The 21,944-nt window shown below is 63.4% G+C and carries 18 protein-coding genes; 10 read left to right on the forward strand and 8 right to left on the reverse strand.

Features of this window, described 5'->3' with window-relative positions; translation table 11 throughout:
* Positions 1-131 precede the first annotated feature (131 nt).
* The 3 genes from zwf to AAHK21_RS18915 are packed head-to-tail and all read left to right on the forward strand — an operon-like array spanning position 132 to position 2,993.
* Entirely contained in the window at positions 132-1,601 is a 1,470-nt protein-coding gene (gene zwf / locus AAHK21_RS18905; protein WP_046854324.1) for a glucose-6-phosphate dehydrogenase, read from the forward strand.
* Complete coding sequence (pgl, locus tag AAHK21_RS18910) at positions 1,588-2,301, forward strand: 6-phosphogluconolactonase (protein WP_367858026.1); 714 nt, start codon at positions 1,588-1,590, stop codon at positions 2,299-2,301. The genes zwf and pgl overlap by 14 nt, the downstream gene beginning before the upstream one ends.
* A 17-nt stretch (positions 2,302-2,318) precedes the next feature.
* Positions 2,319-2,993, forward strand: a complete 675-nt coding sequence (locus AAHK21_RS18915) for a bifunctional 4-hydroxy-2-oxoglutarate aldolase/2-dehydro-3-deoxy-phosphogluconate aldolase (RefSeq protein WP_046854326.1) — start codon at positions 2,319-2,321, stop codon at positions 2,991-2,993.
* Between the two features lie 209 nt (positions 2,994-3,202).
* On the opposite strand, the gene leuA is transcribed toward AAHK21_RS18915, so the two are convergent.
* From leuA to xseA, 3 genes are all read right to left on the reverse strand, one after another.
* On the reverse strand, positions 3,203-4,876 hold the full coding sequence (gene leuA, locus AAHK21_RS18920) for a 2-isopropylmalate synthase (RefSeq protein ID WP_046854327.1): 1,674 nt from the start codon (positions 4,874-4,876) through the stop codon (positions 3,203-3,205).
* A gap of 350 nt (positions 4,877-5,226) precedes the next feature.
* The gene (locus AAHK21_RS18925; RefSeq protein WP_046854328.1) at positions 5,227-6,054 is read right to left on the reverse strand and encodes a M23 family metallopeptidase; all 828 of its coding nucleotides are present in this window, start codon (positions 6,052-6,054) and stop codon (positions 5,227-5,229) included.
* Positions 6,055-6,057: 3 nt separating this feature from the next.
* On the reverse strand, positions 6,058-7,437 hold the full coding sequence (xseA, locus tag AAHK21_RS18930) for an exodeoxyribonuclease VII large subunit (protein WP_217868530.1): 1,380 nt from the start codon (positions 7,435-7,437) through the stop codon (positions 6,058-6,060).
* Between the two features lie 137 nt (positions 7,438-7,574).
* On the opposite strand from xseA, the gene AAHK21_RS18935 reads away from it, so the two are divergent.
* A complete protein-coding gene (locus AAHK21_RS18935) occupies positions 7,575-8,339 on the forward strand; it encodes an N-acetylmuramoyl-L-alanine amidase (protein WP_367858027.1) in 765 nt (254 codons plus the stop codon).
* Here AAHK21_RS18935 and AAHK21_RS18940 read toward each other — a convergent pair.
* Positions 8,327-9,226 carry a LysR family transcriptional regulator gene (locus AAHK21_RS18940; protein WP_367858028.1) on the reverse strand — a complete coding sequence of 300 codons (900 nt, stop codon included), beginning with the start codon at positions 9,224-9,226 and terminating at the stop codon, positions 8,327-8,329. The genes AAHK21_RS18935 and AAHK21_RS18940 overlap by 13 nt on opposite strands.
* A gap of 97 nt (positions 9,227-9,323) precedes the next feature.
* On the opposite strand from AAHK21_RS18940, the gene AAHK21_RS18945 reads away from it, so the two are divergent.
* The 4 genes from AAHK21_RS18945 to guaA all read left to right on the forward strand — a co-directional run bounded on the left by AAHK21_RS18945 (position 9,324) and on the right by guaA (position 13,898).
* On the forward strand, positions 9,324-10,079 hold the full coding sequence (locus tag AAHK21_RS18945) for a sulfite exporter TauE/SafE family protein (protein ID WP_367858029.1): 756 nt from the start codon (positions 9,324-9,326) through the stop codon (positions 10,077-10,079).
* Positions 10,080-10,129: 50 nt separating this feature from the next.
* Positions 10,130-10,687, forward strand: coding sequence for a sugar ABC transporter ATPase (locus AAHK21_RS18950; RefSeq protein WP_367858030.1), 558 nt, complete (start codon positions 10,130-10,132; stop codon positions 10,685-10,687).
* Between the two features lie 86 nt (positions 10,688-10,773).
* Positions 10,774-12,243 (forward strand): IMP dehydrogenase, encoded by a 1,470-nt coding sequence (gene guaB / locus AAHK21_RS18955; protein ID WP_023628475.1) that lies wholly within the window; start codon positions 10,774-10,776, stop codon positions 12,241-12,243.
* A 77-nt stretch (positions 12,244-12,320) separates the two neighbouring features.
* Entirely contained in the window at positions 12,321-13,898 is a 1,578-nt protein-coding gene (guaA, locus tag AAHK21_RS18960; protein ID WP_011535447.1) for a glutamine-hydrolyzing GMP synthase, read from the forward strand.
* A gap of 180 nt (positions 13,899-14,078) precedes the next feature.
* Here the strand turns inward: guaA and AAHK21_RS18965 are convergent, their stop codons facing one another.
* From AAHK21_RS18965 to AAHK21_RS18975, 3 genes are all read right to left on the reverse strand, one after another.
* Entirely contained in the window at positions 14,079-16,376 is a 2,298-nt protein-coding gene (locus tag AAHK21_RS18965; RefSeq protein ID WP_367858031.1) for an autotransporter outer membrane beta-barrel domain-containing protein, read from the reverse strand.
* Between the two features lie 213 nt (positions 16,377-16,589).
* On the reverse strand, positions 16,590-17,378 hold the full coding sequence (locus tag AAHK21_RS18970; protein WP_367858032.1) for an alpha/beta hydrolase: 789 nt from the start codon (positions 17,376-17,378) through the stop codon (positions 16,590-16,592).
* 253 nt (positions 17,379-17,631) lie between these two features.
* Positions 17,632-18,105: an OsmC family protein gene (locus AAHK21_RS18975; RefSeq protein WP_110604785.1), complete on the reverse strand. Its 474-nt coding sequence runs from the start codon at positions 18,103-18,105 to the stop codon at positions 17,632-17,634.
* 282 nt (positions 18,106-18,387) lie between these two features.
* On the opposite strand from AAHK21_RS18975, the gene AAHK21_RS18980 reads away from it, so the two are divergent.
* Entirely contained in the window at positions 18,388-19,770 is a 1,383-nt protein-coding gene (locus tag AAHK21_RS18980) for a multicopper oxidase family protein (protein ID WP_367858033.1), read from the forward strand.
* Complete coding sequence (tadA, locus tag AAHK21_RS18985) at positions 19,770-20,249, forward strand: tRNA adenosine(34) deaminase TadA (RefSeq protein ID WP_046854335.1); 480 nt, start codon at positions 19,770-19,772, stop codon at positions 20,247-20,249. The genes AAHK21_RS18980 and tadA overlap by 1 nt, the downstream gene beginning before the upstream one ends.
* Before the next feature lie 104 nt (positions 20,250-20,353).
* Here the strand turns inward: tadA and mltF are convergent, their stop codons facing one another.
* Positions 20,354-21,811 carry a membrane-bound lytic murein transglycosylase MltF gene (gene mltF / locus AAHK21_RS18990; protein WP_367858034.1) on the reverse strand — a complete coding sequence of 486 codons (1,458 nt, stop codon included), beginning with the start codon at positions 21,809-21,811 and terminating at the stop codon, positions 20,354-20,356.
* Positions 21,812-21,944: the final 133 nt, after the last annotated feature.

The following is a 21,944-nucleotide window of genomic DNA, read 5'->3' on the forward strand; positions in this document are numbered from 1 at the left end:
TGTCGGTAAGATTGTCACACCACTTGTCTGTAATGGCTGTATTGGATGTTGTGGTTTTTACTACATTAACCCTTGAAAAGCAGGGTTGAAACCGGTATTCCTAGTCCAACATTTATAAAAGAACCAACATCATGGCCGCGATCAGTGTCGAACCCTGCACCTTCGCCCTCTTTGGCGCCCTAGGCGACCTGGCATTGCGCAAGCTGTTCCCCGCGCTCTACCAGCTCGACCGCGCCGACCTCCTGCACCCCGACACCCGTCTGTTGGCCCTGGCCCGCGAGCCGGGCAGCGTGCAGGAACACCTGAACAACATCGAAGCCCATCTGCGCCGCCACGTGCCGGAGGCCGAGATCGATGCCGCTTCCCTGGGGCGCTTCCTGGCGCGCCTGAATTACCTGCACCTGGACTTCGTCGAGCCCGAGGGCTACCAGGCCTTGGCCGAACAGGCACCGAGCGGGCAGCCGCTGATCGCCTACTTCGCCACGGCGGCGGCGGTCTACGGCGCGATCTGCGAGAACCTCGACAAGGCCGGCCTGGCGTCGCGTACCCGGGTGGTGCTGGAAAAGCCCATCGGCCACGACCTGGAGTCGTCGCGCCGGGTCAACGACGCCGTGGCGCGGTTCTTCCCCGAGAGCCGGGTCTACCGTATCGACCACTACCTGGGCAAGGAGACGGTGCAGAACCTGATTGCCCTGCGCTTTGCCAACAGCCTGTTCGAAACCCAGTGGAACCAGAATTCCATCTCCCATGTGGAGATCACCGTCGCGGAGAAAGTTGGTATCGAGGGCCGCTGGGGCTACTTCGACAAGGCCGGCCAGCTGCGCGACATGATCCAGAACCACCTGTTGCAGCTGCTCTGCCTGATCGCCATGGACCCGCCCAGCGATCTCTCAGCCGACAGCATCCGCGACGAGAAGGTCAAGGTACTCAAGGCCCTGGCACCGATCACCGGAGAAGGTCTGAGCACCCATGTGGTGCGTGGCCAGTACATCGCCGGTTTCAGTGACGGCAAGCCGGTGCCGGGTTACCTCGAAGAGGACAACGCCAACGCCCAGAGCGACACCGAGACCTTCGTCGCCCTGCGCGCCGATATCCGTAACTGGCGCTGGTCGGGCGTGCCGTTCTACCTGCGCACCGGCAAGCGCATGCCGCAGAAGCTGTCGCAGATCGTCATCCATTTCAAGGAAACCCCGCACTACATCTTCGCTCCGGAACAGCGTTTGCAGATCGGCAACAAGCTGATCATTCGCCTGCAGCCGGACGAGGGTATTTCGCTGCGGGTGATGACCAAGGAGCAGGGCCTGGACAAAGGCATGCAACTGCGCAGCGGCCCGCTGCAGCTGAATTTCTCCGACACCTGGCGCAGCGCGCGGATCCCGGATGCCTACGAGCGGTTGTTGCTGGAAGTGATGCGCGGCAACCAGAACCTGTTCGTGCGCAAGGACGAGATCGAATACGCCTGGAAATGGTGCGACCAGCTGATCGCCGGCTGGAAGCACACCGGCGACGCGCCCAAGCCCTATGCGGCCGGTTCCTGGGGGCCGATGAGCTCGATTGCATTGATTACACGTGATGGGAGGGCCTGGTATGGCGATATCTGAACTGCAACTGCCGGCGACCGTGAAGGTTCATCAGCTGGCCGATCCGAAAACCCTGGCGGCGACCCAGGCCCATGATGTGGCCGAGCGCCTGCGCCAGGCGATCGCCAGCAAGGGGCAGGCCTGCCTGGTGCTATCTGGCGGGCGTAGCCCGGTGCCGTTTCTCGAGAAGCTGGCCGGCGAGGCGCTGGACTGGGCCCGGGTCACCGTGAGCCTGGCCGACGAGCGCTGGGTGCCGGTGGCGCACGACGACAGCAACGCCGGCCTGCTGGCTCGCCACCTGTTCAAGGGACCGGCGGCCAAGGCCCGTTTCATCGGGCTCTACCAACCCGCCGCGACCCTCGAAGCCGCTGCCGAGCAGGCCGACCAGGTGCTGGCCGACCTGCCGCCGATCGATGTGCTGGTGCTGGGCATGGGCGACGATGGTCATACGGCCTCGCTGTTCCCGGCCAGCCCCAACCTGCGCCAGGGCCTGGCCAAGGTCGGTGAGCGCCGCTGCCTGCCGATGCTGGCGCCCAGCGTGCCGCACCAGCGCCTGAGCATGACCCGCGCACTGCTGGCCACGGCCGGCCTGACCCTGTTGTCGGTGCAGGGCGCGGGCAAGCTCGCCACCCTGCGCACCGCGCTGGCGGCAGAAGACCCAACCGAAATGCCGATTCGCGCCTTTCTTCACGACCCCCTGGACATCTACTGGTGCCCATGAGCCAAGGATCCATTGTCATGACCACCCTCGAACGCCCACAGCCTTTGCTCTCGATGGCCGACAAAGCCGCGCGGATCGACGCGATCTGCAACAAGGCGCGCATCCTGCCGGTGATCACCATCGCCCGTGAGGAAGACATCCTGCCCCTGGCCGATGCCCTGGCCGCCGGCGGCATCCGCACCCTGGAAGTGACTCTGCGCTCGCAGCACGGCCTGAAGGCCATCCAGGTGTTGCGCGAGCAGCGCCCGGAGCTGTGCGTCGGCGCCGGTACCGTGCTCGACCGCGGCATGTTCGCGGCGGTCGAGGCGGCGGGCGCGCAGTTCGTCGTTACCCCGGGCATCACCCAGGACATTCTCGAAGCGGGCGTGGACAGTGATATTCCGCTGTTGCCAGGCATCAGCACGCCGTCGGAGATCATGATGGGCTATGCCCTGGGCTACCGCCGCTTCAAGTTGTTCCCGGCCGAGATCAGTGGCGGCGTGGCGGCGATCAAGGCGTTCGGCGGCCCGTTCGGCGACATTCGCTTCTGCCCCACTGGCGGGGTCAACCCGGCCAACGTGCGCAACTACATGGCCCTGCCCAATGTGATGTGCGTGGGCGGTACCTGGATGCTCGACAGCAGTTGGATCAAGAACGGCGACTGGGCGCGGATCGAGGCGTGCAGCGCCGAGGCGATGGCGTTGCTGGACTGACAGATTTCGTTGTGTGCTACACGGCTTGTGGGGCGCTTGGTCGGCGCCCCTTTTTTTGCCTGTGGGTTTTGGATTGTCTGTACCGGCCTCATCGCGGATGAATCCGCTCCTACACGGTCACTGTAGGAGCGGATTCATCCGCGATGAGGCCGGTACGGACAAAAAAAAGCCCGCATCCAAGATGCGGGCCTTGATCATCACATTGCGACTTACGCCGCCTTGGCCTGCTGCTGGCTCAGCGAGCGGTTCAGTGCGCTGAACAGCGCCTTGAAGCTGGCGGTGGTGATGTTCTCGTCGATGCCCACGCCGTGCACCGGACGTCCGCCGGCCACGCGCAGCTCGATATAGGCCGCGGCCTTTGCATTGGTGCCGGCGCCGATGGCGTGTTCGTTGTAATCCATGATCTCCACGGCGATCGGCAGGCCGGCCACCAGTGCTTCGAGGGCGCCGTTGCCCTTGCCGTGCCAGTGCAGGGTGGTTTCGCCTTCACCGGAGACTTCCACTTGTACGTGGCTGCTGCCGTTTTCTTCCTGCAGACGGTGGCTGACCAGGGCATATGGCGCGTTGGCCTGGAGGTATTCCTTCTGCAGCAGCTTGTAGATCTGCTCGGCGGTCATTTCCAGGCCGAGACGGTCGGTCTCGCCCTGTACTACCTGGCTGAACTCGATCTGCATGCGGCGCGGCAGGCTGATGCCATATTCCTGCTCGAGCAGGTAGGTGATGCCGCCCTTGCCCGACTGGCTGTTGACGCGGATCACCGCCTCGTAGCTGCGGCCGATGTCGGCCGGATCGATCGGCAGGTATGGCACTTCCCACAGCTCGCCGTCCTGCTGCTTGGCGAAGCCCTTGCGAATGGCGTCCTGGTGCGAGCCGGAGAAGGCGGTGTGCACCAGGTCGCCGACGTACGGGTGACGTGGGTGCACCGGCAGCTGGTTGCACTCCTCGACGACCTTGCGCACGCCGTCGATGTCGGAGAAGTCGAGCTGCGGGTCGATGCCCTGGGTGTAGAGGTTCAGTGCCAGGGTCACCAGGTCGACGTTGCCGGTGCGCTCGCCGTTGCCGAACAGGCAGCCTTCGGCACGGTCGGCGCCAGCCATCAGGCCCAGCTCGGTGGCGGCGATGCCGGTGCCACGGTCGTTGTGGGTATGCAGGCTGATGATCACGCTGTCGCGGCGGTTGACGTTACGGCAGAACCACTCGATCTGGTCGGCGTAGACGTTCGGCGTGGCGACTTCGACGGTGGCCGGCAGGTTGAGGATGATCTTGTGCTCGGGAGTCGGGTTCCACACCTCGATCACCGCGTCGCACACCTCCTTGGCGAATTCCAGTTCGGTGGCGCTGAAGGTTTCCGGCGAGTACTGGAAGGTCCACTGGGTTCCCGGCTGCTGCGCCGCGTACTTGACGAACAGCTTGGCGGCATTGACCGCGATGTCCTTGACGCCCTGCTTGTCCTGGTTGAAGACGATGCGGCGGAACGACGGGCAGGTGGCGTTGTACAGGTGAACGATGGCCTTCTTGGCGCCGCGCAGGGATTCGAAGGTACGCGCGATCAGGTCTTCACGGGCCTGGGTGAGCACCTGGATGGTGGTGTCGTCCGGGATGTGGCCGTCTTCGATCAGGGTGCGCACGAAGTCGAAGTCGGTCTGCGATGCGGACGGGAACGACGCTTCGATTTCCTTCACGCCTACTTGCACCAAGGTCTTCCAGAAACGCAGCTTCTTCTCGGCATCCATCGGCTCGATCAGCGACTGGTTGCCATCACGCAGGTCGGAACTGCACCAGATCGGCGCCTGGGTGATGGTCTTCGACGGCCAGGTACGGTCAGGCAGGTCGATGGTCGGGAAGGCGCGGTACTTCTTCGATGGATCTTTGAGCATGGTCATGGAAGCAATCCTTTTATGTGCGGCCGTGATCGGGCCTGCCGAACGTGTACGAGATGAAAAGGCGAGGCGACGCGATTCACCCTGGTAGTCGGGCGCTGACCAGGCAGAGGCTGCGGTGTTGTTGGAGGAGGGTGCTGAAGATGTTCATATGCTCAACCCTAACCAGTGGGTTGGGGGATGGCAAGTATTGCGGGAAAATTGAGAGGAATGCTTAAAAAAACGAGTTTACAGAGTTTTTATGGCCATTAATTTTGGAATGTTGAGATTTTATTGCTTTAAGTTTTTTCATTGCGCAAGTCGCGGGGCCAGCGTTGGCTGCGTGGGGGCGGGCTTGCCCCGCGATTGCGATTTCAGGGCTGGAACGCGCCGATGAAGATCGCCGGATCCACCCGCGCATCGTTGAGGCTGACGTTCCAGTGCATGTGCGGCCCGGTGGCCCGGCCAGTCGAACCTACACGGCCCACCACCTCACCACGGCGCAGCGCCTGGCCCGGTTTCACGTCGATCTTCGACATGTGGCAGAACATGCTGATGAAGCCTTGCCCATGGTCGACGAACACCGTGCGGCCATTGAAGAAGTAGTCGCCCACCAGGATCACCTTGCCATTGGCCGGGGTCTTGATCGGCGTGCCGGCGGGCACGGCGAAGTCCAGGCCGGCATGCGGGTTGCGTTCCTCGCCATTGAAGAAGCGGCGCACGCCGAACTTGCTCGACAGCGGGCCGTTGACCGGCTTGTCGAGGATCAGGTTGCTCGGAAGCACAGGGCTGAAACTGCGGTAGGCCTTGATCTGCTCGGCCAGTTCGCGGTCGATGCGCTTGAGGTCCTGCGGCTCAGGGTTGACCTGGCGCTTGTTCTTCAAGGTGATGTGCTGCTCGGGGTACTTCTTGCTGCCGACACTGAAAGGAATGTTGCGCCCACCCTGGGTCAGCACGGCACTGCCGGGCTTTTGCGTCAGCGGAATACCGACGATGGCCAGCCAGTTGTCCTGCTCCCTGACCACCAATACCGGTTTGCCATCGAAGCGCGCGGTCGGGGCGCTGGCGCCCGGGCCCAGGTCGACCACCGCCACGCCACCGGGCACGGGCTTGTTGAGGGCGCGGGTGATGTAGCTGGCGTGGGCGGCCGTGACCGGCAGCAGCAGGGCGAGGGCAAGCAGGGGCGCGAACAGGCGTGGCATGTGTCAGTCCAGTAGCGAGAGGGTGACCGGGGTCTGGTGGTTGTCCTCGACCCGCACCTTGAGCTCGCCTTCGTTGAGGCGGGCGGTCAGGCGTTGGCCGTTGTGGGTTTGCGCGGCGCTGCGGATGGCCTGGCCGCGTTCATCCAGGAGGATGCTGTAGCCGCGGGCGAGGGTGGCCAGCGGGCTGACCACTTGCAGGGTCTGCAGCTGTGCCTGGAAGCGCTGGCGGCGGTCCTTGAGCACGTCGCGCATGGCGCGCGGCAGGCGCTCGGCGAGGCTGTCCAGGCGCTGCTTGAGCAGTTTCAGGCTGCGTCCCGGGTGTTGCGCGGCCAGGCGCGTGTCGAGGCGGCCGAGGCGTTGCTGGCGCTGGTTCATGTCGAGCATGAAGGCGCGGCGCAGGCGCATGTCCAGGTCGTCCAGGCGCTGGGCCTGCTGGCGCAGGCGCTCGCCGGGGTGACGCAGGCGTCGGGCCAGCCCGTCGAGGCGCAGGCGGTCGTGGGCCAGGCGGTTCTGCATGCGCAGCAGCAGGCGCCGTTGCAGGCTGTCGAGGCGCTGCTGCAGGCCGCTGCTGTCGGGGGCGAGCAGCTCGGCGGCGGCGGACGGCGTGGGTGCGCGCACATCGGCGACGAAATCGCTGATCGACACGTCGGTCTCATGACCCACGGCGCTGACGATGGGCGTGACGCAGGCGGCCACGGCGCGGGCCACGGCCTCTTCGTTGAAGCACCAGAGGTCTTCCAGCGAGCCACCGCCACGGGCCAGGATCAGCGCGTCGAAGCCTTGCCGATCAGCCATCTGCAGGGCGCGGACGATCTGGTTGATCGCCTCGCGGCCCTGCACCGCGGTGGGGATCAGGTTCAACTCGACCTGCGGCGCACGGCGGCCGAACACACTGATGATGTCGCGAATCACCGCGCCGGTGGGCGAGGTGATGATGCCGATGCGTTGCGGGTGCGCCGGTAGCGGCTTCTTGCGTTCGGTGCTGAACAGCCCCTCGGCGCCGAGCTTTTCCTTCAGTGCCTCGAACGCCAGGCGCAGGGCACCGTCGCCGGCCGGTTCGACCGTATCGAGGATCAGCTGGTAGTCGCCACGCCCTTCGAACAGCGAAACCTTGCCGCGCACCCGTACCGCCAGGCCGTCACGCAGGGCCTGGCGCACCCGGGCGGCGTTCTGCCGGAACAGCGCGCAGCGGATCTGCGCGCCGCTGTCCTTGAGGGTGAAGTACATATGGCCGGAGGCCGGGCGGGCGAGGTTGGAAATCTCGCCTTCCACCCAGACGCTGCGGAACACGTCCTCGAGCAGCACGCGGGCGCGGCCGTTGAGCTGGCTGACGGTGAGGACCTCGCGGTCCAGGCCGAGTCGTTCGAAAGGGTCTCTGATCATGGCGGGCATCATAAAGGACCCACCGCTCGGATGCACTGGGCCTGCAGCCGGCCTGACCGGGCTGGGGAGCATTTCCGGCTGACGGGTTCGGCGCCTGGGGATGCAGTCTGTGCGCTTGATTCCATGAGGAGGTTGCCATGTACCCCATAGATGCGAGCACTTATCGCTCCAAGGCTTTCAACCGGAGGGTGCGATTCCTGGTTTTGCACTACACGGCTGTCAATTTCAACGGCTCGATCAACGCACTGGCCAAGGGGGGCCAGGTCAGCGCTCACTATCTGATCCCCGACCCGTCCGATACCAGCTTCATGGCGGCGGGTTTCGACACGATGCGTACCTTCAGCCTGGTCGATGAGGGTGAGCGCGCCTGGCATGCGGGTGTCAGTGCCTGGGCCGGGCGCAGCAACCTGAACGACACGGCGATCGGGATCGAGTTGGTCAACCCGGCTTCAGTGAGCAATGGGCAGTTCGTCTTCCCGCCGTACCACCCGCAGCAGGTGGAGGCGTTGACGCAGCTGAGCCAGGCGATACTCCAGCGTTATCCGGACATCACGCCGACCCGAGTGCTCGGCCATAGCGACATCGCCATTGGCCGCAAGAGCGATCCAGGTGCCGCGTTTCCCTGGCAGGCGCTGCATCAGGCCGGTGTCGGTGCCTGGTACGAGGATGCCCGCAAGACGCACTACCAGCAGCAATTCGCTACCTGCATGCCACAGATGAAGGCCGTCCTCGACAAGCTGCGTATCTATGGGTACAGCTTTCCAGCGAGCCCTGACCCGGTCCAGGTGCGGGCATTGCTCAGGGCGTTCCAGCTGCATTTCCGACCGAGCAACTTTGACGGTGCGCTGGATGTCGAGACCGCGGCGATCGCCTTTGCCCTGGTAGAGCGCTACATGCCGTGAGCGCTCGGTGGCGAGCGCATAGCGTCCAGCAGCTTTCTCGCTAGCGCCCCGGCGTCGCGTCGGCAGGCCAGGGCCACGGTGCTCTGGCAGGCTTCGCCGAGCGGGACGAAAGTGACCGACGCCGGTGCGATCTCGCGCATGCTCGCCGGCAACAACGCCACTCCGAACCCGGCCTGGATCAGTTGCAGTTGCGTGGTCTTGCGCGAAACCACCTGTGCCGCCTGCGGAAAGAACCCCGCATTCATGCATAGCGACGCCGACAGGTAGCTCAGGCCGCCACGCTGGCGATGGGGGATGGAAATGAAACGTTCCTCGCGCAGTTGGTCCAGTCGAACACTGCTTGCCGTGGCCAGAGGGTGGCCCGCCGCCACTGCCAGCAGCAGGGGTTCGTCGAACAGCGCATGCAGCTCCACGCCTTCATGCTGGCGCAGCACCGGCAGGCGTAGCAGGCCGATTTCCAGGCGGCCCTCGGCGATGTCCTCCAGTTGTGCCTCCGACGATTGCTGGGCGATCTCCAGGGAAACGCCAGGGTTGTCCTCGAGGTAGCCGCCGAGGCGCTGCAGCAAAAGGCCGGTCAGCGGCACGGTGCTGGAGTGGTTCAGCCGCAGGCTGCCGCGCAAACCCTGACCGATTTCCCGGGCCAGGCGCTCGGCCTTGTCCAGGTCGGCCAGCAGATGGCGGGCGCGCTCGAGAAAGGCCAGCCCGGCGACGGTCAGCCGTGGCTGGCGGGCAGTGCGTTCGAACAGGACGGTGCCCAGGTGAAGCTCAAGCTCCTTGATCTGCCGACTGAGGGCCGACTGGGCAATGTACAGCCGCTCGGCGGCGGCGCTGAAACTGCCGGCCTCGGCGATTTCGACGAAGTAGCGCAGCTGGCGGATCGAAGTCATGTCATGCCTTTTCGAGATGGCTAATGGCAAAAAGGCATATTAGTCGGCATGGCTTGTGGATGGCTAACCTTCAGTGGACTTCCAAGGAACTGCCGCGATGCTCGCTCAACTGTCGTTTTCCACGTTCGACTGGCTGCCCATCCTGCTGGGAGTGGGGGTGGCCTATATCGTCTTCGGTATTGCCGGTTTCGGCACCGCGCTGGTCGCCGGCCCCGTGTTGATCCATTTCATGCCGTTGTCACGGATCATTCCGCTGCTGGTGCTGCTGGATTTCGTCGCTGCCTTCGGCAACCTGCTGCCGTCGCGACGCGATGTGGTGCGCGGCGAGTTGCTGCGCCTGCTGCCGTTCATGGCCGTGGGTTGCACCCTGGGCGTGGTGTTCCTGCTGCGGCTCAAGTCCGATGTGTTGCTGTTGCTGATGGGTATTTTCGTGACCGCCTATGCGGTCTATGGCCTGGCGGTCAAGGTACGCCCGGCTAGCCTGTCGGGCGCCTGGGCGGTGCCCATGGGCACGGTGGGCGGATTGTTCGGCGCCTTGTTCGGCAGTGGTGGATTCCTCTACGCGATCTACCTCAGTGCCCGCCTGGAGGCCAAGGAACAGGTGCGCGCGACCCAGGTCGCGCTGATCAGCTGCAGCACGGTGGTGCGCCTGTCGCTGTTCCTGATCGCCGGGGTGTATGCCGATACCAGCCTGTTGCTGCTCGCCGCCTGCCTGCTGCCGGTGATGTTCGTCGGCACCTGGCTGGGGAGGCGACTGACCTTGAAACTGTCCCGCGAGGCCTTCATCCGCCTGGTCACCTGGTTGGTCCTGGCCAGCGGCCTGGCGCTGATCGGCCGCTACCTGAGCGCCTGAGCAGGCGCTAGAATTGCGCCATTACCGCAGTCCGCAGGCCCGCCTCACCCATGAATACCCAGAGCATCATCGTCCCCAAACTGTCCACCGTGCCCGTCCATGAGGCCCGCTCTCGCGCCATCCTGCGCTGGTTGGTGCGCGAAAAAATCGTCGAGGAACAGTTGAGCACCTGTGGGCGCACCGGCAACCGCATGGGCCATGCCCTGGCGGAGGGGGCGCGCAAGGTGGCCCTGCATCCCGAGAAGTTGCCGTTCGGCGAGCAGGTCAACGGCCTGGAGGTGATGCTCAAGCGCTGCATCTACACCCCCACCGACGGTTTTCTCGAAGAAGCCGGTTGTCCGGAGTGCCGGCGCGAGGTCGGCGAGCCGCTGTTCGAGAGCCTGGAGGAGTGGATGCCGGGGGTGAGTGACAACTTCACCTGCCCGCTGTGCGGCTTCGAAGACGACATCAATGGCTTTCTCTATTTGCAGCCGTGTGCCTTTTCCAACCTGGGGTTCATCTTCAATAACTGGGGCGAGGCCGGGTTTACCCAGGCTTTCCTCGACAGCTTCGCCGACTGGCTGGACCAGCCGGTGGCGGTGGTGCAGGTAAAACTGCCGCAAGGCTGACCGAAGGCCCTTATTTTGCATTGAGCGGCGCGCCATGGATGGGTATAATGGCGCGCTTCCATTTTTCCCTCCCGGGAGCCCCCGCGATGCTGCGTATCAGCCAAGAAGCCCTGACCTTCGACGATATCCTCCTTGTACCTGGCTACTCCGAGGTACTGCCCAATGAAGTCAGTCTCAAGACCCGTTTGACTCGTGGCATCGAGCTGAACATTCCCCTGGTCTCCGCCGCCATGGATACCGTGACCGAAGCGCGCCTGGCCATCGCCATGGCCCAGGAAGGCGGCATCGGCATCATCCACAAGAACATGACCATCGAGCAGCAGGCCGGCGAAGTACGCAAGGTCAAGAAGTTCGAGGCTGGCGTGGTCAAGGACCCGATCACCATCGACGCCGACGCCACCGTGCGCGACCTGTTCGACCTGACCCGCCTGAACAACATCTCCGGTGTTCCGGTGCTGGAAAACGGTGATCTGGTCGGCATCGTCACCTCCCGCGACGTGCGCTTCGAAACCCGCCTGGACGCCAAGGTCCGCGACGTGATGACTCCCAAAGAGCGTCTGGTCACCGTCCGCGAAGGCGCCGACAAGAACGAAGTCCGCGAGCTGCTGCACAAGCACCGCCTGGAAAAAGTCCTGATCGTCGACGACAAGTTCGCCCTCAAGGGCATGATGACCGTCAAGGACATCGAGAAGGCCAAGGCCTACCCGCTGGCCAGCAAGGACGACCAGGGTCGTCTGCGTGTCGGCGCCGCGGTCGGCACCGGCAAGGACACCGGCGAGCGTGTTGCCGCCCTGGTAGCCGCCGGCGTTGACGTGGTTGTCGTCGACACCGCCCACGGCCACTCCAAAGGCGTGATCGACCGCGTTCGCTGGGTCAAAGAGACCTACCCGCAAGTGCAGGTGATCGGCGGCAACATCGCCACTGGCGCTGCCGCCAAGGCCCTGGCCGAAGCCGGTGCCGACGCGGTCAAGGTCGGTATCGGCCCAGGCTCGATCTGCACCACCCGTATCGTCGCCGGTGTCGGCGTGCCGCAGATCAGCGCCATCGCCAACGTCGCCGCCGCACTGGAAGGCACTGGCGTGCCACTGATCGCCGACGGCGGCATCCGTTTCTCGGGTGACCTGTCCAAGGCCATCGTCGCCGGTGCTTCCTGCGTGATGATGGGTTCGATGTTCGCCGGTACCGAAGAAGCACCGGGCGAAGTCGAGCTGTTCCAGGGCCGTTCCTACAAGGCCTACCGCGGCATGGGCTCGCTGGGTGCCATGGCACAGGCGCAAGGCTCGTCCGACCGTTACTTCCAGGACTCCTCGGCCGGTGCCGAGAAGCTGGTGCCGGAAGGTATCGAAGGCCGTGTGCCATACAAAGGCGCCCTGGCCGCGATCATCCACCAGCTGATGGGCGGCCTGCGTTCGTCCATGGGCTACACCGGCAGCGCGACCATCGAAGAGATGCGTACCAAGCCGGAGTTCGTGCGCATCACCGGTGCCGGCATGGCCGAGTCCCATGTGCATGACGTGCAGATCACCAAAGAAGCCCCTAACTACCGCGTAGGCTGAGGCTTCCAGCAATTACCGAACGGGGCTGTCATACACAGCCCCGCGTCGTTTCCGATTTCCACTGACGAGATTGAGTCATGGCCCTCGACATTCACGCTCACCGTATCCTGATCCTCGATTTCGGTTCCCAGTACACCCAGCTGATCGCCCGCCGCGTGCGCGAGATCGGTGTGTATTGCGAGCTGCACCCGTTCGACATGGACGATGAAGCGATCCGCGAATTCAACCCGCGCGGCATCATCCTGGCCGGTGGCCCCGAGTCGGTCCACGAAGCCAACAGCCCGCGCGCGCCGCAGGCCGTGTTCGACCTGAAAGTCCCGGTGCTGGGCATCTGCTACGGCATGCAGACCATGGCCGAGCAGATGGGCGGCAAGGTCGAAGGTTCCGACCTGCGCGAGTTCGGTTACGCCCGCGTCGACGTGGTCGGCAAGAGCCGCCTGCTCGACGGCATCGAAGATCATGTCGACGATGACGGCGTGCTGGGCCTGGACGTGTGGATGAGCCACGGCGACAAGGTCACCCAGATGCCAGGCAACTTCAGCGTGCTGGCCAGCACCCCGAGCTGCCCGATCGCCGGCATGTACGACGATGCCCTGGGCTACTACGGCGTGCAGTTCCACCCGGAAGTGACCCACACCAAGCAAGGCGGCCGTATCCTGTCGCGTTTCGTCCAGGACATCTGCGGCTGTGAAGCCCTGTGGACTGCCTCGAACATCGTCGAGGACGCCATCGCCCAGGTCCGTGCACAGGTCGGTTCGGCCAACGTCCTGCTGGGCCTGTCCGGCGGCGTCGACTCGTCCGTGGTTGCCGCACTGTTGCACCGCGCCATCGGCGACCAGCTGACCTGCGTGTTTGTCGACAACGGCCTGCTGCGCCTGCACGAAGGCGACCAGGTGATGGCCATGTTCAAGGAGAACATGGGCGTCAAGGTGATCCGCGCCGATGCCGAGAAGCAGTTCCTCGACAACCTGGAAGGCGAAGCGGACCCGGAGAAGAAGCGCAAGATCATCGGCCGCACCTTCATCGACGTGTTCGATGCCGAGGCCAGCAAGCTGGAGAACATCCAGTTCCTCGCCCAGGGCACCATCTACCCCGACGTGATCGAGTCGGCCGGCGCCAAGAGTGGCAAGGCCCACGTGATCAAGTCGCACCACAACGTCGGCGGCCTGCCGGAGGAGATGAACCTCAAGCTGGTCGAGCCACTGCGTGAGCTGTTCAAGGACGAAGTTCGCAAGATCGGCCTGGAACTGGGCCTGCCGTACGACATGGTCTACCGCCACCCGTTCCCGGGCCCGGGCCTGGGCGTGCGCATCCTCGGTGAAGTGAAGAAGGAATACGCCGACATCCTGCGTCGCGCCGACCACATCTTCATCGAAGAACTGCGCAAGGCCGACTGGTACCACAAGACCAGCCAGGCGTTCGTGGTGTTCCAGCCTGTCAAGTCGGTCGGCGTCGTCGGCGACGGCCGTCGCTACGCCTGGGTCGTGGCCCTGCGTGCCGTCGAGACCGTGGACTTCATGACCGCGCGCTGGGCGCACCTGCCGTACGAGCTGCTGGAAACCGTCAGCGGCCGTATCATCAACGAAATCGACGGCATCTCTCGCGTCACCTACGACGTGTCGAGCAAGCCGCCGGCCACTATCGAGTGGGAATGACCTTGCGTCCGGAGTAGACCGGAAGCGAGTGGCAGGAAACACCCCAAAAGCCCGCGTAACTGCGGGCTTTTGGCATTCAGTCGGGCAGGTGAAATAGCCAGGCGCTTATGGGCTTCACCCTCGGCCCCAAACAACAAAACCCGCCAATGCGGGTTTTGTTGTTTGAAGCGCAGGCGTTGGTCAGAAGTCGTAACGCACGTTGGCAGTGAAGGTGTCGGCGTTGAAACCACTGCTGGCCAGGTAGTTGTACATCCCTCCCACGCTCCAGGCGCCTACCCGGTAGTTGGCACCCAGTCCCAGCTCGTAGCTGTCGCGCGCGGGGGTGGCGCCTTGGGTGGTGAAGGGGGTACCGCCGAGCACGAAGGTCGAGGTGGTGCTGGCCTTGTCGCCGATGAAATCGTGCCAGGCCATCAGCTTGGCTTCCGGCTCCAGGCTGCCCGCGCCGACGTCAAAAGCGGCCGCCAGACGGGCGCCCAGGCCCATTTCGCCGATTTCATAGCGCTGGCTGCCAACGTTGAGGGCGGCTGAGCTGCCTTTTTCACGGTACGAATCAATCGAAACCTTGGCATAACGCGCACCGACCTGTGGCTCCAGCAGCCAATGCTTGTCTAGCCGGAACGTGTAGCCTGCAAGTGCTTTGACGCCGAAGATTGCACTGTCGTAATCGGCCTTGGCGCGGGTACCGGCGATGTAGCGTCTGGACTCGTTGTCGTTCCAGCCATAGGTCAGCGAGGTGTCGACAAAGAAGTTGTCACGGGCCCAGTTGCCGTACAGCGTCAGTGCATGGCCGCTGACGTCGGTCTTGTTGCCAAGGTCCGACTTGACGTCGCTGGTCAGGTAGCTGTATGCCAGGCCCACGGTGGTATTGGGGTTGAGCTTGCCGTCGGCCCCCAAGGCGATGCCTTGGGTGTTGGCATCAAAGCCGGCGATACCGTGGCGGCTATCCTGGTTGGCATCGCTGGACAGCGCTTGCAGCCATACCCCTTGTTCTGCCAGAACGTCGCCGGACGACAGACCGCTGCGTGCATTGCTGGCGCGGTGCTCGATGGCACCTGCGACCAGGTTCTGGCTGTTGGTGGCGGCGTTGATGACCCCACGGCTGACGTCCGGGGCCAAGGTTTCGGCAAGTTTCGCCAGATCTTCGGGTGTGGTGGCGTTGGCAAAATGCTGGAATACCGGGTCGCTTTCGTCCATCTGGCCCAGGACCGTGTTCTTGAGCGGCTGGATGGCGTTCACCGCATTGCGCGAACCATGGGCGCCCAGCAGGTCTTGCGTTACTGCCTCATCACTGCGGGTCGCAACCGTTGCTTTTACATCCTGGCCTTCAATGCCAAAGCTTTTCACTTCAAGCAGCGCCGAGGATGAAACCACGGAGAGGTTCTCTGGATCTTCCCACGTGCCGGAGTTGATGAGGGTGTAGCGGTTGCCCTGGGCCGAGGTGCGGAAATCGTCGGAGCGAGCCTGCAGTTCGACCTGGCTGCCTGGAGAGAAGTAGGTATCGCCGGTGACTGTCAGGATCGGCGTATTGGGCAGTGTGTTGTTATCCAGCAGCAGGCGCAAGCGAGCAGTTTCGCTATCCAGGTCGAGGTTGCCGACGATCGTGGTCTGTGGGCGAAGCAGCGTCAGGCGACCACCGTCGATATCGACGTAACCGGCACGAATGGTCGAGCCGTCGAATTGTGCATCCCCTTGCACCAGCACCCCACTCAGGCCCAGCAGGTCACCCTTGACCTGGCCACCCTCCCAGTAGAAATAAGAAGGGGAGGCATGGTCATCCGCCAGAATTGCCGCGGTGCCGCCTTCGATCAGGCCACCGGTCTGCCTGATGGAGAAGATGCTGAAGCCGGCGGAGGGGTCGAGGTTGACCAAGTGGATACCGACGCCCTCGGCGGAGATAGTCCCGCTGTTGTTGATATCACTCTTGGAAGGGTCGCCTGTGTTTTTACCGGTGAAACTGGCGTTTTCTATCTCGATACCTGCAGAGCCGGCGCCGCTGGCAGTGATGGTGCCCGAGTTATTGATGCGAGCCTGGGCCGAGGTGATCATCATGCCATTGGCATCTTCGCCTGTTACCCTGATGTTGCCGTTGTTGTTGACTTCACCGGTGATTTTCGCCAGATACAGGTCCAGCCCCATGGCAGTGGTGCCGCTCACCGTAATGTCACCCTGGTTGACCAGACTGCCAGCGACGGTGGAGTTGAGGGTCATGGAGATGCCGGATGGGACGTCACTGGGGGTTGCGGCCGTCAGGTTGATCTTGCCCTGATTGATCAAGCTGCCCGCCAGCGTCACATTGGTCAGCGTCACACCTGCGTTTTGTGACGTTCCGGTAAAGGTGGCGTTATTGAAAGCACCGCCGGAGCTGATATATGCCCCTGTGCCCAGGTCGTGGTTGAGGTCGGGTGCGGCATGGACTGTAGCAGTGGCAGCCGTGACGGACAGCGCCAACAACGAGCGGCGCAGGTGGGAGATGTTCAAGACCGTATCCTTACAGGGTAGAAACTGACAGGGGCAACGCGCGCGTCAGCGTCTGTTTTCGGCCTCCCTGTCAGCTTGTCAGTGAAGTGCTGTTTCAAGCGCGCCGAATCTACACGATGCGGGTGAGGAAATTCATCATGAAAACAACTAATGGAGAAAAAAAACATAAATGCGCCGTTTCAGTTGTTTTCTCAAGCCGTGGCCGTCCTGATATCAAGGATATTCATGTGCCAATGGAGTCTTGACCCATCGGCTCCATGCCGCTTCCCAGCCACTGTCGTGGCTCGCTTCAGGGATATGAATACACTGGGATAATGGCGAACCAAGTGCCTGTTGATACCTGGCAGCCAAATCACCCGGAATGATCGAGTCAGCGTCTCCAATGAAATGACGCTGAGGTAACAAGGCGAGTCGATCACGGTAGTCCAGCGGTTCCAAGGATCCGTGGAGTGGCGACAGTCCTTTCATCGTCGCCCACATACGCGGGCTAAGATTGCCGGCCAGGGTTTGCACCTCGGTAATATCCTTGCGCTGCGCCGCTAACAATAATGCCAGCGCGGCGCCACCCGAATACCCCACGAGTTCGAATTCACTGTTGCCATATCGTTGTTTCAGTTGGTCTAGCGCCTGGTTGAGGCGGTCGATCACTTCCTGAGCGTAGCGTCGATGGGTCCAGAGTGCGGTCTGACACGCTGCAGCCATGACGAACTGGCAGGGGCGTGCGAGATACACGTTCGGCGTCGGATCGTTGACCGCCAGCCGTGGCACCAGCAGATTGTGCGGGCTCGGATCCAGGCTGGGTTGAGTGGCCGTCGACCAGGAATGCCCATCGCCTTCCAGGTAGACACGCAGGCGAGTCATTTTTTCTGCGGTGCGCGGCGCAAGGATGAAGAGAGGGAAGTCTTGTCCCGACAGGACCTCCCATTGTCGGCCATGTTCTTGAGCCAGTTGTTGCAGTGCCTCGCGCGGCGATTGGCAGGCGATGAGAAGTGCGCTGATCATCAGCACACACGCCATAGGGAAGCGGGCCACTGTCCGACGACTGAAAAAATATCTACTCAACATATGTTGCAACAAGCTTTGGCAGTGGCGGTATCGCCAGGTTGTTTAGCCGTCATGGTACTTCAATGAAGTTGGATGATTTTGTTTATGTTGCGGCCAATGCTTGATGGGTAAAACTGTCTGGCCGATAACAAAGGAGGAATGAACTGAGCCACAAGAGCGCCGCAAGACGCCCTTGTCGTATCCAGAGGGCTCAGGCCTCGCGCTGGATAACCGCTTCGCAACGAACCGGGAAGTTCACCGAGTTGGCGATGAAGCATTCGTGATGGGCTTCTTCATGCAGACGCATGGCCAGTCGCGTGTCCGACTCGCGGGCAACGACGACCTGCGGACGCAACAAAACCTCAATGAAACGCCCCTTGTGCTCGGCGTTGCCCTCGACCATGCGCCCCTCGGGGTGGTCGATGTACGCCAGGACCTGCACGTTGTTCACCGCGCACAGGTGCAGGTACCAGAGCTTGTGGCAGGCTGATAGGGAGGCCAGTAGCATGTCCTCGGGGTTCCAGCGCCCGGGATCGCCACGGAAGGCCGGGTCGGCCGAACCGTGCAGCGCCGGTTTGCCCGGTGCCTGGACATCGAAGTCGCGTTGGTAGGCGGTGTAGCTGGAGGTGCCGGAGCCGGTGTTGCCAGTCCAGTTCACGGTGACGGCGTACTTATGTTCCTTCATGTGTTCCCCGTTCGGTTGTCTGGCTGGCGTGAATGCACCAGCCAGTGGACTGTCCCTGTTCCAGGTTCCAACTGCAATAGCGCTCTATGCAGATATTGGGCGTGATGCAGCGCAGCGTGGGCATTTGCTCGCGAAGCAGGCGTACCGCCTCGTCGCTACGGCAACGCACAGCCCTGCGACAAGACTTCACTTAATATTTCGCAAATGCAGGTGTATCGTATTCGCCCTTCATCGCCAGCCCTGCTGGCAGCTTGATCGCGCAGAAACGAGGTACCCGCACCGATGTCCTTCACCCGTCGACAAATGCTCAAGGGCCTGACCGGCCTTGTAGTGGTAGGCCTGGGCGCCGGTGGCGCGGCGCGTTACTGGCTGGGCAAGGTCGAGGACGACAACGCCGGGCACGACTACGAGCTGATCGCCGCACCGCTGGACGTCGAGCTGGTGCCGGGCTTCAAGACCGAGGCCTGGGCCTTTGGCCCGTCGGCGCCGGGCACTGAGTTGCGGGTGCGCCAGGGTACCTGGTTGCGGGTGCGTTTCATCAACCGCCTGCCGGTGGAAACCACCATCCACTGGCATGGCATCCGCCTGCCGTTGGAAATGGACGGCGTGCCGTACGTGTCGCAATTGCCGGTCAAGCCCGGCGAATATTTCGACTACAAGTTCCGTGTGCCGGATGCCGGCAGCTACTGGTACCACCCCCATGTGAGCAGCTCCGAGGAACTGGGGCGCGGGCTGGTTGGCCCGCTGATCGTCGAAGAGCGCGAACCGACCGGTTTCAAGCACGAACGTACCCTGAGCCTGAAGAACTGGCACGTGGACGAGCAGGGCGCCTGGCTGCCGTTCAGCATCCCCCGCGAGGCGGCGCGCAACGGCACGGCCGGGCGGTTGATCACCATCAATGGCCAGGCCGAGTCGGTCACCGAGCTGCCGGCCGGGCAGGTGGTGCGGGTGCGTCTGTTGAACCTGGACAACACCTGGACCTACCGCCTGAACCTCAAGGGCAACTGCGAGGCGATGATCTACGCCCTCGATGGCAACCCGATCACCCCGCGCCCGCTGGACGAGGAGTACTGGCTTGGCCCCGGCATGCGCATCTGCCTGGCGATCCGCATACCCGAGGCGGGCGAGGAGGTCTCGTTGCGTGACGGCTTCGTGCGCCTGGGCACCTTGCGCTCGGTGGCCAGCAGCGACGCTCCCGGCGACTGGCCCAAGGCGCTGCCGCCGAACCCGGTTGCCGAGCCGGACCTGGAGAATGCCGAGAAGCTCAACTTCAATTTCGAATGGGTCGGCAAGGTTTCGGTGAATACCGAGAACGGCAAGCCGCCGAGTCTGTGGCAGATCAACGGCCAGGCCTGGGACATCACCGACAAGACTTGCGCCGACCGGCCCATCGCCACGCTGCAGAAGGGCAAGAGCTATATCCTCGAGCTGAAGAACATGACCCAGTATCAGCATCCGATCCACCTGCACGGCATGAGTTTCAAGGTGATCGCCTCCAATCGGCGCAAGATCGTCGAGCCGTGGTTCACCGACACTTACCTGCTGGGCAAGAACGAGCGGGCGCAGGTGGCGCTGGTGGCGGATAACCCAGGCACCTGGATGTTCCACTGCCATGTCATCGACCACATGGAAACCGGCCTGATGGCCGCGATCGCGGTGGTCTGATGCGCCCGCAGATCATCGATCGCAGCCGCGATCAGGAATTCATGCGCCTGGCCCTGGAACTGGCGGCCCAGGGCGCGGCCCTGGGCGAGGTGCCGGTGGGCGCGGTGCTGGTGCAGCACGGCCAGGTACTCGGCCAGGGCTTCAACCGGCCGATCCTCGACAGCGACCCCAGCGCCCACGCCGAGATGGTGGCGATCCGCGCTGCGGCCAAGTCCGCCAGCAACTACCGCCTGCCGGGCAGCACCCTGTACGTGACACTGGAGCCGTGCAGCATGTGCGCGGGGCTGATCGTCCATTCGCGGGTGGCGCGGGTGGTCTACGGCGCGCTGGAGCCCAAGGCGGGGATCGTGCAGAGCCAGGGGCAGTTCTTCACCCAGGGCTTTCTCAATCACCGGGTGATGTACGAGGGGGGAGTGCTGGCCGAGGAATGTGGCGCGATACTCAGCGAGTTTTTCAAGGCTCGGCGGGCCAAGGGCTAACCTGCGCCGGCCTCATCGCTGGCAAGCTAGCTCCCACAGGATGGCGCTCGGCTTTAGAAGGGCGATTGAGGGAGCTGGCTTGCCGGTGAAGTGGCCTTGAAGACTCACATCGGCGACGCTTGCTCCGCTGGCTTGTCCTTGTTCACCGCGGGCACATGCAGGTTGCCCTCGGCCACCTGGCCTTCGAGCTGCGGTTGCGTAACCCAGGTGAGGATGTCGTAGTAGCGGCGGATGTTGGCGACGAAATGCACCGGCTCGCCGCCCCGGGCATAACCGTACTTGGTCTTGCTGTACCACTGCTTCTGCGACAGGCGCGGCAGCATCTTCTTCACGTCCAGCCACTTGTTCGGGTTCAGGCCTTCGCGCTTGGCCAGGGTGCGGGCGTCTTCCAGGTGGCCGCTGCCGACGTTGTAGGCCGCCAGGGCAAACCAGGTGCGGTCCGGCTCCTTGATGCTGTCGTCGAGCTGGTCCTTGACCAGCATGAAGTACTTGGCGCCGCCCTGGATGCTCTGCCGGGGGTCCAGGCGGTTGGACACGCCCATGGCCTGGGCGGTGCGCTGGGTCAGCATCATCAGGCCGCGCACACCGGTCTTGGAGGTGACTTCCGGCTGCCACATCGATTCCTGGTAGCCGATCGCGGCCAGCAGCCGCCAGTCCACCTGTTCGACCTTGGAGCTGGTCTTGAAGTGTTTCTCGTACTTGGGCAGGCGTTGCTGCAGGTGCTGGGCGAAGGTGTAGGCACCGACGTAGCCCAGCACATCGACATGGCCGTAGTAACGGTCCTTCAGGCGTTGAAGCGTGCCGTTCTTCTGCGACTTGTCGAGAAACTCGTTGATCTCGTTGAGCAGGCTGTTGTCTTCGCCGGCGGCCACCGCCCAGCGCTGGTCACGGGTGTCGCCCAGGTCGAAGGCCACGCGCACGTTGGGGAAGTAGACCTGGTTCATGGCCAGTTCGTTGGAGTCGACCAGGGTCAGGTCGATCTGGCCTTCGTCGACCATGCGCAGCAGGTCGACCACTTCGACGGCGTCGGATTCTTCGTATTCCAGCCCCGGATTCTGCTTTTTCAGCTCGGCCAGCTGGTCGGCGTGGCTGCTGCCCTTGAGCACCATGATCTTCTTGCCCACCAGGCCCTTGGCATTGGTCGGGCGCGAGCGGCCGTTGCGGTAGATGACCTGCGGGGTCACCTCGAGATACGGGTGGGAGAACTTCGCCTGGCTGGCGCGGCGCTCGCTGCTGACCAGGCCGGCGGCGGCCAGTACCGGGCCGGAGGGCTTGCCCAGTTGGTCGAACAATTGGTCGAGGTTGTCGGCGGTCTCGATCTCGAGCTTCACCCCCAGGTCATCGGCGAAGCGCTTGACCAGTTCGTACTCGAAACCGGTTTCGCCGTTGCGGTCCTGGAAGTAGGTGGCCGGGCTGTTGCGGGTAATCACGCGCAATACGCCATCCTCCTTGACGCGCTCGAGGGTGCTGGGTTTTTCAACGCAGGCACCGAGCATCAGGAAGAGTCCGGTTGCGAAGAGCCATTTGGCGCAACGCTGGCGCAAAGCAGTGTGGGCGAACATAGGGTGCAGTATACGCAAAGGACTGCCGGCGCCATATCTCGACAATAGGTGGCTTGTCTGGTAGCAGGCGCTGTGACGGGCGTGGCGCAAGGGGCGATTTTTTGACCCCTGGGTCCGGTTCCACCGCCCGGCA

Origin of the sequence: Pseudomonas sp. TE50-2, from assembly GCF_040813665.1 — a bacterium.
Classification (GTDB): domain Bacteria; phylum Pseudomonadota; class Gammaproteobacteria; order Pseudomonadales; family Pseudomonadaceae; genus Aquipseudomonas; species Aquipseudomonas soli.